This window comes from Phascolarctobacterium succinatutens CAG:287, from assembly GCF_000434895.1.
Lineage (GTDB): Bacteria > Bacillota > Negativicutes > Acidaminococcales > Acidaminococcaceae > Phascolarctobacterium_A > Phascolarctobacterium_A succinatutens_A.
On the sequence record NZ_FR892753.1, the window covers coordinates 14717 to 28572 of the forward strand.

Genomic DNA, 13856 nt, shown 5'->3' on the forward strand with positions numbered 1-13856 from the left:
GACAGAATAATTGCTGCGTCTACCATCATCACATCAAAAGAATAGGAGTCTGAGATGGCTATTGCATATGTTGCCTTAGGCAGTAACCTAGGCGATAAGAAAAAGAATTTACAGCGCGCGCTGATGCTGCTGATGCAGCAGGGCGTGGAGGTACTGCAGGTTTCGGGCTATTTTGCTACGGAGCCTTATGGTGTGACGGACCAGCCGCAGTTTTTGAATGCTGTGTGCAGGGTGCACACTAATCTGGAGCCGGTGGCGCTTTTGCGTACACTTTTGGCAACGGAGCTGGCGATGGGGCGTGTGCGCCTGCGTCATTGGGGTGAGCGCAATATTGATCTGGATTTGCTGCTTTACGAAAATGTCGTGATGCAGACACCGGAGCTTACGCTGCCGCATCCCGATATGCAGAACAGGGATTTTGTGCTGCTGCCGCTTTTGGATATTGCACCGGAGCTGGTACATCCGCTGTTGCATAAAACTGTGCGTGAAATGGCGGCGGAGCTGAACAAATAATGCTGCGATACGAGCGATTTGTTTTACAGCAAATATGCGCTTGTGCTATAATTAAGGAAAAACATCTGGCAGGAGGTAGCTATGAGAATAGATGGTGCCGGCGGTTGCTTTGATAACCGTCTTTATGAAGTTGATATTGACGTAGCCTGGAATATTGCCTTGCTGTGCGTCAATGAGATGGGTGTAACTATTGATGAGCAGGATGATGCTGCACATCAGCTGCACTTCCATAACAAGAAAAAAATTATGCAGTTGGCTATGCAGTCTTTGGATGAAGAAACAGTACAGGTTATCATGGACTCCACTAAGGAGCGTCTGCAGATTTATAACTGGAAGCGCGAGGACAAAGAGGTTAACCAGTTCTATGAGCTGTTCGAAAAGAAGCTCACGGAATACCGTGCCTTTATTTTGTGCCCGAACTGTTCCGCAAAAATCAGCTCTTTGGTTAAGTTCTGCCCCGAGTGCGGCTGCAAAGTAAAATAAGCACAAAAAAAGAAACCAAATACCGATTGGTATTTGGCTTCTTTTTAAATCCGAACGGATTAGATTGCGCGGTTAACTTTACCGGAACGCAGGCAACGGGTGCAAACGTTCAAGCGTTTAACAGAACCTTCAACAACTGCTCTTACTTGTTGAATATTCGGGTTCCAAGCACGTTTGGTGTGTCTATTGGAGTGGCTGACGTTGTTGCCAGCGAGTTTTCCTTTACCGCAGATTTCGCAGATAGATGCCATTGTTTCCCACCTCCTTAAACGTGATAAGACATAAGGCACATTCAAATTTAACATGAGTATCATACCATAAAGAGCGCAGAAAATCAAGGGAATTTTAAGATAAAGAGGGTATTTTTATAAATGTGGTGGAAAGAACCTGTAACAACACTAAAAGGTGTAGGTGTAAAAAAGGCAGCTGAGCTGGCTGCTCTTAATATTTTCAGCGTGGGTGATTTGCTGGAATTTTACCCGCGTCAGGGTGCTTATCTTGATTATGCCAAGCTCAAAACTATTAAGGAGCTTGATGTAGACAACAGCAAGCAGATTTTCAAAGCGACGGTTTATCAGGTGAAAAACGGCTACGGTGCCAGCCGTCGCAGTTATACTTCCGTGACGGTGCGTGACGAAACAGGCTATGCTACGCTGTACTTTTTCGGCGGGCAGCGCTATAAGGCGCAGAAGCTGAAGCCGGATACAATGCTGCAGATTACAGGCCGCGTAAGGCATGGGCGTACTACGAAGTCCGTCAGTGAGGTTGACGTACAGACCTTGGAACAGGACGAGGGCAAAACGCCGGGCATTGTACCGGTGTATGCTTTGAGCGGTAACCTGACGCAGAAGAACCTGCGTACCTGGGTGAGCGAGGCGCTGCGCCTGGCTGCAGAGGATTTGCCGGAAAGCTTACCGGCGAAGGTTGTCAGCCAATACAATTTGCCCGACCGCTATACGGCGCTGAAAAATATTCACTTTCCGGAAAGCTGGGAGGCGTTGCGGCGTGCAAAGCAGCGTTTCGTCTTTGAGGAGCTGTTTTTGCTGCAGTGCGGCTTGCTGTATTATCGTCAGCAGAGCCATGACTACAGAGAGGGTATTAAGCACGCTGCAGACGGTGCGCTTGTTAAAGACGTAATGCAGGGACTGCCCTTTGAGCTGACGGCGGCACAGCAGCAGGCATGGCACGAAATTTCGCTGGATATGCAGGATAAGAAGCCTATGCACCGCATTCTGCAGGGCGATGTAGGCAGCGGCAAGACGGTTATCAGCGCTCTGGCGTTGGCTAAGGCGGTGGAAAACGGTTATCAGGGCTGCATTATGGTGCCGACGGAAATTTTGGCGGCGCAGCATTTTGAAACGCTGGAGCAATATCTGCAGCCATACGGTGTGCGTATTGCTTTACTGACGGGCGGTATGCGTGCCAAGGCAAGGCGCGAGCTGCTGCTGAATCTGGAGCTGGGGCTTGTTGACGTGGTTGTGGGTACGCATGCTTTGTTGGAGGAGGATGTGCGCTTTGCCAATCTGTCGCTGACGGTGACGGATGAGCAGCACCGCTTCGGCGTAGAGCAGCGTGCACGCCTGTCCAATAAATCGGAGAATGCTCCCGATGTACTGGTAATGACGGCAACGCCGATTCCGCGTACTTTAGCGCTTACTGTTTACGGCGATTTGGATATTTCCGTAATGAAGGGACGTCCGCCGCAGCGCAAGCCGGTGCGGACGCTGTGTTATACGGATGAGCGCCGACGCGAGGTGTATGCAGGCCTGGTCCGTCAGGTGCAGGCAGGAAGGCAGGCTTATGTTGTCTGCCCGCTGATTGAGGAATCGGATGTTCTGGCTATGCATAGCGCAGAAAGAGTATACGAGGAGCTGAAGCGTGATTTTCTGCAGGATATTCCCTGCGCTCTGCTGCATGGCAGGCTGAAGGGTGCGGAGAAGGATGCCATTATGAGCAGCTTTGCGGCAGGCGAGCTGAAGGTGCTGGTGAGCACTACGGTTATCGAGGTTGGCGTGAACGTGCCCAATGCTACGCTGATGGTGATTGAAAATGCGGAGCGCTTTGGCTTGGCGCAGCTGCACCAGCTGCGCGGACGTGTAGGTCGCGGCAGCGAGCAGTCCTACTGCGTGCTGCTGACGGCCGCCGATTCGCCGGAGGCACTGGCGCGTCTGAACGTACTGCATGAGAGCGAGGACGGCTTTTATCTGGCGGAAAAGGATATGGAGCAGCGCGGTGCAGGCCAGCTCTTTGGCCTAAAGCAGCATGGCTTGCCAGATTTGCGAATTGCTGATATAATGCGAGATGTTGACGTAATTGCGCAGGTTCGCCAACTGGCGCAGGCGCAGCTGCGTACGCCGGAGGATTGGGCGGAAATCCGTCGTCTGGTGGAAATGCAGTTTGGCGAACGCTTTAATATGATTTTCAATACTTAAAGAGGGTATAAATACATGAAAAAAGACTGGTTAAAAAATCCTGATGTTTGTGCTAAGGTGACGGCGGCAGTTTTGCTGGTGGCCTTGTTTTTGGGTATTCACTTTTTTGCCGATGATTTCTTTAACAAAACCTTTACGCTGGCAATCAGCGGCAATGTCAACGGCCTGGTGGAATATCTGCGCTCCTTTGGACCATGGGCGATTTTAATCAGTTTTGTACTGGATGTGCTGATTAATGCGGGCAGTGTTTTCCCGTCGATTTTTCTTTCTACAGCCAACGGTCTGATTTTCGGTCTGCCGCTTGGTATTTCTATTTCCTGGCTGGCAGAAACAACCGGTGTGGTTATCAGCTTTTACCTGATGCGCTTTTTCTTCCGTGATACGGCGCAGAAGCTGATTGAAAAAAGCAACTCGCTGAAATCCATTGATGCAGCAAGCAGCAAGCACGGTTTGGAGTGGATGGCCTTCGCCAGGGCGCTGCCGTATTTCCCATCAGGCATTTTGACGGCGGTGGGTGCTGTGAGCAGCATGAGTGCGCGTGATTACATTATTGCCAACCTTATCGGCAAATTTCCTTCTACGGCGTTGGAGGTTGTCATCGGTCATGATGTAGTTAATTTTCAGGAGCACAGCCAAAGATTAACGATTTTGATCTTGGTTGTGGGCGCTGTCTTTTTTGCGTATAAAAAATGGTTCTATAAAAAGGGAAAATAAAATTTGCTTTAGTGCGTCGCTGCAGTAATTTCTGTGGCGGCGTTTTTTACAGATGGAGATACAGATAGTGAAAGGAAATAACACTTATGGAAAATAAACAAGTGCAGCCATGGCAGCAATATCAGGCACTTTATCTGCATATACCGTTTTGCGTACAGAAATGCCTGTACTGTGATTTTGCTTCTTATGCCGGCTTTGGCGAGCAGGCAAAGCGTGACTATACCGATGCTGTGTGCAAAGAAATTGCTCTGCGTGCGCCTGAGGCGGCAAATATGGCGGCGAACGCCAGCATTTACTTTGGCGGCGGTACGCCGAGCGTGCTGCCTACGGAATGTATTGCTAAGCTGGCGAACGCATTGAAGCAGTACGGCTTTTGGCAGCAGCCCTGCGAGGCAACGATTGAGGTGAACCCCGGCACGGCGGATTTGGCCAAGCTGCAGACGCTGCGTCAGCTTGGCTTTGACCGCATCAGCTTCGGCGTACAGTCGCTGCAGGATGACGAGCTGCGGGCAATAGGACGCATTCACAACGCACAGCAGGCACTGGAGGCGTTGGCATTGGCACGCAAAGCAGGCTTCGCACGCATCAGTGCGGATTTGATTTACGGCCTGCCGTCGCAGACGCTTACAAGCCTGCAGGATACGCTGGAGCGTCTGACCGATACGGGCATAGAGCATATTTCTGTTTACGGCCTGATTGTGGAGGAGGGCACGCCGCTCGCAAGCCTTGTGGATAAGGGCAGAATAACTTTGCCTGACGAGGATACTGCGGCGGATATGTATGAGCTGGTGCAGAGCTTTTTGCGCGAGCGTAGCTTTGAGCGCTACGAAATTTCCAACTATGCCAAAAACGGACAGTATTCGCGGCACAATACGGTTTATTGGGAGTATCATCCCTACGTGGCCTTCGGCGCTGCCGCCTGCAGCTTTAATGGGCAAAAACGGCGCACCGGGCTGAGTACGGTCAAGGAATATATCGGGCAGCTGCAAAGCTTCGGCGGTAATGATTTGCGCGACAGTGCATTATATAATGTAGAAGAATTATCTTGCGCAGAGCTTTTGGAGGAGTTCATGTTTATGGGACTGCGCCGCAGCGAAGGTGCGAGCCTGGCGGAGGCACGCGAGCGCTTTGACGTGGATGTGCTGCAGCGCTTTGCCTCCGAGCTGGCGCCGCTGTTTGAACAAAAGCTTATTGCGTATGATGCAAGCACGCAAAGACTGCGTCTTACGGAGCGTGGTATGGAGGTCGGCAATCAAATATTTGAAGTTTTTGTGATAACTTAAAAATAAATAAAAAAGGTGTTGACAATAAAGTAGGCTAGTGCTATTCTAGTATCAAGATGTTAGCACTCCTAATGATAGAGTGCTAACAATCAAAATGAGGTGGGAATATGTTAAACGAAAGAAAGAAAAAAATTCTCCAGCTCATAATTGAGGATTATATTTCAACTGCTGAGCCTGTAGGTTCAAGGACGATTGCCCGCAAGTATGATTTGGGCCTCAGTCCTGCGACCATCCGTAACGAGATGAGTGACCTGGAGCTCCTGGGTTATCTGGAGCAGCCGCACACCTCGGCCGGACGTGTACCGTCGGCTCAGGCTTATCGTCTTTATGTTGATTCGCTTGTTGAGCCGGGTACTCTGACAGATAATGACAGAGCGCTGATTAACGGCTGGTTCAGCGAAAGACGCAGAAGCATTGATGAAATCTTCCAGTCAACGGCGAAAATCCTTTCCCGGATGACGAAGAATGTTTCAATGGTGCTGGCTAACCGTGATGCCGGTGCGTGCTTCCGTTATATGAAGTTTTTACCTCTGGATGAGCACCATGCCATCCTGTGCATTGTAACAGATGACGGCAATGTGGCCAACTGCGTGGTAGAAATTCCTTTGGGAATGCGGCCGGAGGAGCTGGACTACATGGCAGGACGCGTCAGCAGACTGCTGGAGGGCAGAGCGTTGGCGAATATTACCGAGGACCTGCTGCAGGCGGTGCATACCAATATAGCAGATGATAAGCTGCTGTTCACATCGCTGGTACAGTCCATCCGCCAGATGCGTCAGAAATACCAGCAGCAAAAGGTTTTCCTGGGTGGTACCAAGCAGCTGCTGAACCAACCGGAATTCCGCGACGTGGAGCGTGTGAAGAATCTTCTGGGTATCCTGGAGGAGGAGCGCGTAGTACGCGATTTGCTGAAGGCAGGCGAGGACAGCGGACTGAAGATCACGATTGGCAGTGAAAACAAATTCACCGGCATTCAGGATTGCAGCATGGTACAGGCAACATACCGTCTTAACGGTCAGATAGTCGGTACGATGGCAGTTCTTGGCCCGACGCGTATGGAATACGGCAAGGTAATTACCGTAATGGATTACCTGCATAAGTATTTGAAAACGATGTTCGAGCAAAAGCCCGACAATAAATAAAACTAAGGAGGAAGAGCCTTGCAGGATAATGAAATGAAAGAAAAACAGGCTGAGCAGGAGGCTGCGGAAGCGAAGGCTGCCGAACAGGAAACTGCGGAAGCTGCAGAAGCTGAAAAAGCTGAAGATGCAAAAAATGCGGAGGAAGCCGCTGAGCCTGAGGTTGACCCGAAGGATGCTAAAATCGAAGAGCTGCAAAATCGTTTGTTGAGATTGCAGGCCGATTTTGAAAACTTCCGCCGTCGCACCAATATAGAAAAGGAACAGCTTTCCACCTTTGTAACAGCAAATGTGGTTGGCAAGTTCTTAAAGGTTTTAGATAATTTTGAGCGTGCTGAAGCAAGCGTCGAAAAGGGCGATAATGTGGATGCAGTTGTCGACGGTATGAAAAAAATCCGCCGTCAGTTCGAAGATGCCTTCAAGGATCTGAAGGTAGAAGAAATCGAAGCTCAAAATGCCAAGTTTGACCCGAACATCCACGAAGCCGTAATGCGCGGTCATAATCCGGAGCTGGATGATGAAATCGTAGATATGGTTTTCGAAAAAGGCTATAAGCTGGGTGACAAGGTTATCCGTCACAGTAAGGTAAGAGTAAACACCAACGAATAAAGCTGGCGTGCTCTTCACAATAAATTTAAAAAATATATCACATCGATTCGGTAAAAATGCGGCAGCTGCCGCATCACCGAAGGATAATAATCAGGAGGATAAAAATCATGGCTAAAGTAATTGGTATTGACTTAGGTACTACTAATAGTGTTGTTGCAGTTATGGAAGGCGGCGAACCTACCGTCATCACTAACCAGGAAGGCAGCCGCTTAACCCCGTCTGTTGTAGGCTTTGCTAAAAACGGCGAGCGTCTGGTTGGCCAGCTGGCAAAACGTCAGGCAGTTTCCAACCCTGACAGAACCATCAGCTCCATCAAACGTCACATGGGCGAAGGCTCTTACAGAGTAACTATCGACGACAAAAAATATTCCCCGGAAGAAATTTCCGCAATGATTCTGCAAAAACTGAAAGCTGATGCAGAAGCTTATCTGGGCGAAACCGTATCCCAGGCAGTTATCACTGTTCCGGCATACTTCAATGACAGCCAACGTCAGGCTACTAAAGACGCAGGCAAGATTGCAGGCCTTGAGGTTCTGCGTATCGTCAACGAGCCTACCGCTGCTTCTCTGGCATACGGCATTGATAAAACCGACGACCATACCATCATGGTATACGACCTCGGCGGCGGCACCTTCGATGTATCTATTCTGGATGTCGGCGACGGCGTATTCGAAGTAAAAGCAACCAACGGTGATACTCATCTGGGCGGCGATGACTTCGATAAGAAAATCATGGACTGGATGGTTGACGAATTCAAGAAAGCCGAAGGCATTGACCTTTCTACCGACCGTATGGCTATGCAGCGTCTGCGTGAGGCTGCTGAAAAAGCTAAAATCGAATTGTCCGGCGTTATGAGCACCAACATCAACCTGCCGTTCATCACTGCAGGTGCTGACGGCCCGAAACATCTGGATATGGACCTGACCCGTGCTAAATTCGAATCTATGACTGCAGATCTGGTTGAACGCACCATGGGCCCTGTTCGTCAGGCTATGAGCGATGCAGGTCTTTCCACAAGCGATATCAGCAAAGTAATCCTGGTCGGCGGTTCTTCCCGTATCCCGGCTGTACAGGCTGCTATCAAAGCATTCATGGGCAAAGAGCCTTACAAAGGAGTTAACCCGGATGAATGCGTTGCAGTAGGTGCTGCTATCCAGGCCGGCGTTCTCTCCGGTGAAGAAGGTACCGGCAACGTACTGCTGCTGGATGTAACTCCGTTGTCTCTGGGTATTGAAACCCTCGGCGGTGTATTCACCAAGATTATCGACCGTAACACAACCATCCCGACCTCTAAGAAACAGGTATTCTCTACCGCTGCAGATAACCAGCCTTCCGTTGATATCCATGTTCTGCAAGGTGAACGTGAAATGGCTGCAGACAACAAAACTCTGGGCCGCTTCGAGCTGTCCGGTATCCCGGCTGCACCGCGTGGAATTCCTAAAATCGAAGTTTCCTTCGACATCGATGCTAACGGTATCGTTAACGTAAGCGCTAAAGACCTTGGCACCGGCAAAGAACAAAAAATCACCATTACCTCCTCCGGCACCCTTGATAAGGACGAAGTAGACAGAATGGTTAAAGAAGCAGAAGCTAACGCTGAAGCTGATAAGAAACGTAAGGAAGGCGTAGAAGTTCGCAACCAGGCCGACAACATGTGCTATCAGGCTGAAAAGACCATGAAAGACATGGAAGGCAAAGGCAAGGATGAATTAATCGCTAAAGTTAAAGTTGCAGTTGACACCCTGAAAGAAACCATGAAGGGTGACGACCTTGACAAGATTAAAGCTGATACCGAAGCTCTGACTAAACCGCTGTACGAGCTGAGCGCTGAGCTTTACAAAGAAACTCAGGCACAAGAGGGTGCTGCAGGCGCACAAGGCGCTGCAGGTGCTCAAGGTGCTAAAAAAGCTGACGATGATGTTGTAGATGCGGAAGTTGTTGACGACGACAAGAAATAATCCTGTCTATAAAGCACTGTATGCGTTGTTGAAACTCCTCGACGTACTAAAAGTACGCCGTCGTCGTTTTGCCTAGCATCTGATACCTTCTCACCAGCCTTCGGGTTGGGTGAAAAGCACCATCTGTGCTGTTGATGCAGACGTAAAAAAGTAATATAATATTAGTGCCCAGCTGCTGTGGCAACCGCCATCATGCATCTGGGCATTATATGCTTAAATAATATTCGTTAGAAAAGTTTTAGGAGGCGCCTGTTTTGGCTAAGAGAGATTATTATGAGGTACTGGGAGTAAGCAAAACCGCTTCCCAGGACGAAATAAAAAAAGCATTCCGTAAACTGGCCCTGAAATATCATCCTGACCGCAATAAGGGCAACGAAGAAGCCATGAACAAATTCAAGGAAGCTAACGAGGCTTACAGCGTCCTTTCCGATGAGCAGAAGCGCCAGCAGTATGACCAGCTTGGCCCTGATGCCTTCGAACAGGCGCAGACAGCCGGCGGCGCCGGCGGCAATCCGTTCGGCGGCGGCTTCGGTGGCTTTGGAGGCGGAGGCATGGAGGATATTTTCGATATGTTCTTCGGCGGCCAGGGACGCGGTCGCGGCGGCCGTGAAGCGGGTCCGCAGCGCGGTGCGGATTTGCGCTTTGATATGGAAATTACCTTTGAAGAGGCAGCTTTCGGCGTAGAGAAGGAAATCAACCTGTATCGCGACGAAACCTGCGACCATTGCCACGGTGACGGTGCAGAGCCCGGCTCCAAGGTTGAAACCTGTCCTGAATGTCACGGCTCCGGCTATGTACGCTTCACCCAGAACACCATGTTCGGTCAGATGGTAAATGAGCGTCCGTGCTCCAAGTGCCACGGCGAAGGCAAGATTATTTCCAACCCCTGCAAGGAATGCCGCGGCAAGGGTACTGTGAAGAAGAATAAACGCCTGAAGGTAAAAATCCCTGCAGGTGTAGATAACGGCTCCCGTCTGCGCGTAAGCGGCGAGGGCGAGGCCGGTGCTAAGGGCGGTCAGAGCGGTGATCTTTACGTATATCTGTACGTGAAGCCACACAAGTTCTTTGAACGTGACGGCACTACTGTTCTGTGCGAGGTACCTGTCAATATCGTACAGGCAACCCTGGGCGCTGAGATCAAGGTTCCTACGCTGGATGGTCAGGTAACCGTGAAGGTTCCCGAAGGCACTCAGCCCGGTAAGGTGCTGCGCCTGAAGGGGAAGGGTATTCCTAGCCTGCGCGGTGGTCAGCGCGGCGATCAGCTGGTTCGCATTAAGGTAGTTGTGCCGACTAAGCTGAACGAAAAGCAGAAGGAAGCACTGCGCAGCTTCGGAGAAATCAGCAAGGATAATATCAGCCCCGAGGAAAAGAGCTTCTTCAATAAAATCAAAAATCTTTTTAAATAAAAACTGTAAATAGCTTGACACTTATCGGGCTATGTGTTATCATATTCTAGTAACAAAGCAGAAGCCACTCGCTTCTCACCTTGCGGCAAACGCTCGACAGGGTTGGATATGATATTCATGCGGGTGGAATTTGTTCTGCCCGCTTTTTTGTTTTGCTTATATCTGATATGTTACAGATTTTATAAGCAGTAATTGCTTATCTGAGGTTCATGGAGGTGAATTGTTATAAGTAAGGAAAGCTTGCGTATTAACGAAGAAATTCGTGCGCGTGAAGTGCGTGTTATTGCCAATGGGGGCGAACAGCTTGGCATTATGTCCAGCCGTGACGCTCTGAAGCTTGCATTAGAAAATCATCTGGACTTAGTCGAAATTGCTCCGACAGCAAAACCGCCTGTGTGCCGGATTATGGATTATGGCAAGTATCGTTACGAGCAGCAAAAACGCGAAAAAGAAGCTCGTAAGAAACAAAAGACCTTCGACATTAAAGAAGTTAAGCTGCGTCCCGGTATCGAGGACCACGACTTCAATGTTAAGTATAAGAATGCAGTACGTTTCCTGGAAGATGGCGATAAGGTAAAAGTTACCATCATGTTCCGCGGTCGCGAACTGTCTCATCCTGAGCTTGGCGAGGTGCTGCTGAATCGCATGGCACAGCAGTTGAAAGAAATTGCCGTCGTAGAAAGAGTTCCAAAATTAGAAGGCAAAAACATGATTATGATTGTTGCGCCAAAACCTGCTAAATAATAGAGGAGGAAATCACAATGCCGAAAATGAAAACCCGTAGAGCTGCTGCAAAGCGCTTCAAAAAAACCGCTTCTGGTGAATTCAAACATTTTAAAAACTTCAAGAGCCACATTCTCGAACATAAATCTCCTGCACGTAAGAGAAACCTGCGCAAAGCTGCTCTGGTGCACAAGACTGACAAAGAGCATGTAGCAAAAATGCTCCCGTACGCATAATTAAGAGATTTAAAGGAGGATACTAACAATGGCAAGAGTTAAAGTGGGCGTAACCGCTCATCGTCGTCATAAACACATTCTGAAACTGGCTAAAGGTTACTATGGTTCCCGCAGCAAACAATTCAAAAAAGCTAACGAGCTGGTAATGAAAGCTCTGTCCTATGCTCGTCGTGACCGTCGCGCTAAAAAACGCGAGTACCGTCGTCTGTGGATCGCTCGTATCAACGCTGCTACCCGTGCTAACGGCCTGAGCTACAGCCGTTTCATCTGCGGCCTGACCAAAGCTGGCATCGAAATGAACCGCAAAGTTATGGCTGACATGGCTATCTATGACTCTGCTGCTTTCGCTAAGCTGGTAGAAGCTGCTAAAGCTGCTCTGTAAGAGAAAAGTAAATACTGACTGGTGCGTAGGCGCTGGTCTGAGCCTGCTCCTGTGTGCGCACGGGAGCAGGTTTTTTTGTAATTTGTGAGGGGTTTAGTTTTATGTTAGTAGTTTTAAGTAAAGCCCTGGCCTTTGTGCTCATCATACTTATAGGCTATATCTGCAAACGTCGCGGCTTTTTTTCATCGACCGATTATCAGGTCGTAAGCAAAATTGTTTTGAATATTACGTTGCCCTGTGCCGTAATCAACAGCTTTGCACATTTTGAGATGGATTATTCGCTAATCGCTGCCGTCTTTTTAGGCTTATTCGGCAATCTAATGATGCTTTTTGTATCTCTGATGCTGACGCGCGGTGATACTCCGGCTACCAAGATTTTCTATATCTTCAGCCTTGCAGGCTATAATATAGGCTGCTTTACGCTGCCGTTTGCGCAGGCCTTTTTAACGCCCTTTGCCGTAGTCGGCCTGTGTATGTTCGACGTGGGCAATTCCATTATGTGTACCGGTATGACCTATGCGTTGACTGCCTCCTGCATCGGCTATGCGGACGGACGCAAGGACAAATTCAGCATGAAGAATATTGTGCAAAAGCTGCTGCATTCGGTGCCGTTTGTTGTTTATATCAGTATGCTGGTGCTGTCGCTGGCAGGGTTCCACTTCCCCAAGAGTGTGTATACGTTTACGGAGATTGTGGGCACAGGCAACCCGTTTTTAAGTATGCTGATGATTGGTATGATGTTTGAAATCAAGCTGGATAAGAAGGCAATGGGCTATGTCAAGGAGCTGTTCAGCGTGCGTTATGCAATATCGCTCTTGTGCGCCACTGCTTTTATTTATCTGGCGCCTTTCAAGCAGGAGATAAACTACGTAATTGCGCTGGCGTTTATGGCACCCTGCACGATTATCGGCCCGATTTTTGTGGAGAAGCTGGGAGCTAATGTACAGCTGGCCAGCCTGTTCAATTCATTGACGATTATTACCAGCGTCGTTCTTTTTACAGCTTTTTTCATTATAATAAACGGCTGATTGACGTTGGCTTAAATATATTAGTATAATAGTAGAAAAGTAATGTGACTACGTATAGAGGAGAAATCAGATGGAACTTACCGGATTGCAAAACCCAATGGTGAAGGCTGCAGCAGAGCTGAAGCAGAAAAAATATCGTCAGCAGCAGGGCCTGTTCTTGGCGGAAGGCCTGCGTACTGTGGAGGAGGCAGTGCGTTACGGCGCCGTGCAGAGCATTTTTTATACTGCGATTGAGGATGACCGTACCCGCGCTGTGCTGGAGCAGGCTGCTGCCAAGCAGATTAAGCTCATCTGCGTGAGCGACAAGGTGCTGAAAAAAATTGCCGATACCGAAACGCCGCAGGGAATTATTGCCGTATGTGAAATGCGCAGCAAGCGTCTGGATGATTTTCTGGCATCCGGCAAAATGCTGCTGGTTCTGGACCGCGTTACGGACCCGGGAAATATCGGCACCATGCTGCGTACAGCGGATGCCGCAGGTGTTGGCGGCCTTCTGCTGCTGCAGGGCTGCGCTGATATTTATGCGCCGAAAACAGTGCGTGCTTCCATGGGCTCGCTGTTCCACCTGCCGGTGCTGAGCGGTTTGAGCGAGGAGCTGTTGGTGCAGGCAGCACGTAAGGCAGGATATGAGCTGCTGGTTACCTGCCTGGACGGTGCGGATAATTTGTACAAGGCGGATTTACAGGGACGCCTGGCCTTTGTTATGGGCAATGAGGCTAACGGCGTGAGCGATGCTTTGCTGGCGGCAGCCGACAAGCGCGTCTTTATTCCGATGCAGGGACGTGCGGAATCGCTGAATGTTGCTATGGCGGCCGGCATTGTGATGTTTGAGGCGCTGCGTCAAAGACTCAAATAAATTTTGAAGTTTTTGCTTGACAAAAGTATCTCGCTGTAATATAATATCTATGTTGCCTATGGATGGGTTCCCGAGTGGTTAAAGGGAGCAGACT

General features: G+C 49.4%; 15 protein-coding genes and 1 other annotated feature. Of the genes, 14 read left to right on the plus strand and 1 reads right to left on the minus strand.

Translation table 11 applies throughout. The features are described 5' to 3' along the window. The first annotated feature begins 54 nt into the window (after window positions 1-54). The gene (folK, locus tag BN587_RS01020) at window positions 55-513 is read left to right on the plus strand and encodes a 2-amino-4-hydroxy-6-hydroxymethyldihydropteridine diphosphokinase (RefSeq protein ID WP_021719310.1); all 459 of its coding nucleotides are present in this window, start codon (window positions 55-57) and stop codon (window positions 511-513) included. An 81-nt stretch (window positions 514-594) separates the two neighbouring features. Beyond that, window positions 595-996, plus strand: coding sequence for a zinc ribbon domain-containing protein (locus BN587_RS01025; protein ID WP_009145124.1), 402 nt, complete (start codon window positions 595-597; stop codon window positions 994-996). A 59-nt stretch (window positions 997-1055) separates the two neighbouring features. Here BN587_RS01025 and rpmB read toward each other — a convergent pair whose 3' ends face one another. Continuing rightward, window positions 1056-1247: a 50S ribosomal protein L28 gene (gene rpmB / locus BN587_RS01030; protein WP_021719311.1), complete on the minus strand. Its 192-nt coding sequence runs from the start codon at window positions 1245-1247 to the stop codon at window positions 1056-1058. 120 nt (window positions 1248-1367) lie between these two features. Between rpmB and recG the strand changes: the two genes are divergently transcribed. From recG to BN587_RS01090, 12 genes are all read left to right on the plus strand, one after another. After that, on the plus strand, window positions 1368-3428 hold the full coding sequence (gene recG / locus BN587_RS01035) for an ATP-dependent DNA helicase RecG (RefSeq protein WP_021719312.1): 2061 nt from the start codon (window positions 1368-1370) through the stop codon (window positions 3426-3428). 15 nt (window positions 3429-3443) lie between these two features. Then, window positions 3444-4142, plus strand: coding sequence for a TVP38/TMEM64 family protein (locus BN587_RS01040; RefSeq protein ID WP_021719313.1), 699 nt, complete (start codon window positions 3444-3446; stop codon window positions 4140-4142). A gap of 86 nt (window positions 4143-4228) precedes the next feature. After that, entirely contained in the window at window positions 4229-5425 is a 1197-nt protein-coding gene (gene hemW, locus BN587_RS01045) for a radical SAM family heme chaperone HemW (protein WP_021719314.1), read from the plus strand. 107 nt (window positions 5426-5532) lie between these two features. Next, a complete protein-coding gene (hrcA, locus tag BN587_RS01050; protein WP_021719315.1) occupies window positions 5533-6567 on the plus strand; it encodes a heat-inducible transcriptional repressor HrcA in 1035 nt (344 codons plus the stop codon). 18 nt (window positions 6568-6585) lie between these two features. Further along, the gene (grpE, locus tag BN587_RS01055) at window positions 6586-7173 is read left to right on the plus strand and encodes a nucleotide exchange factor GrpE (RefSeq protein ID WP_230197139.1); all 588 of its coding nucleotides are present in this window, start codon (window positions 6586-6588) and stop codon (window positions 7171-7173) included. A 107-nt stretch (window positions 7174-7280) separates the two neighbouring features. Next, window positions 7281-9131, plus strand: coding sequence for a molecular chaperone DnaK (gene dnaK / locus BN587_RS01060; protein ID WP_021719316.1), 1851 nt, complete (start codon window positions 7281-7283; stop codon window positions 9129-9131). 254 nt (window positions 9132-9385) lie between these two features. After that, window positions 9386-10537 carry a molecular chaperone DnaJ gene (gene dnaJ, locus BN587_RS01065; protein ID WP_021719317.1) on the plus strand — a complete coding sequence of 384 codons (1152 nt, stop codon included), beginning with the start codon at window positions 9386-9388 and terminating at the stop codon, window positions 10535-10537. 49 nt (window positions 10538-10586) lie between these two features. After that, window positions 10587-10694, plus strand: a sequence feature (ribosomal protein L20 leader region). A gap of 83 nt (window positions 10695-10777) precedes the next feature. Continuing rightward, entirely contained in the window at window positions 10778-11281 is a 504-nt protein-coding gene (infC, locus tag BN587_RS01070; RefSeq protein WP_009145116.1) for a translation initiation factor IF-3, read from the plus strand. 17 nt (window positions 11282-11298) lie between these two features. Beyond that, window positions 11299-11496 (plus strand): 50S ribosomal protein L35, encoded by a 198-nt coding sequence (rpmI, locus tag BN587_RS01075; RefSeq protein ID WP_009145115.1) that lies wholly within the window; start codon window positions 11299-11301, stop codon window positions 11494-11496. A gap of 28 nt (window positions 11497-11524) precedes the next feature. Continuing rightward, window positions 11525-11878 carry a 50S ribosomal protein L20 gene (rplT, locus tag BN587_RS01080; protein ID WP_021719318.1) on the plus strand — a complete coding sequence of 118 codons (354 nt, stop codon included), beginning with the start codon at window positions 11525-11527 and terminating at the stop codon, window positions 11876-11878. A 101-nt stretch (window positions 11879-11979) separates the two neighbouring features. Next, entirely contained in the window at window positions 11980-12906 is a 927-nt protein-coding gene (locus tag BN587_RS01085) for an AEC family transporter (RefSeq protein ID WP_021719319.1), read from the plus strand. 70 nt (window positions 12907-12976) lie between these two features. Next, complete coding sequence (locus BN587_RS01090; RefSeq protein ID WP_021719320.1) at window positions 12977-13762, plus strand: TrmH family RNA methyltransferase; 786 nt, start codon at window positions 12977-12979, stop codon at window positions 13760-13762. Window positions 13763-13856 lie beyond the last annotated feature (94 nt).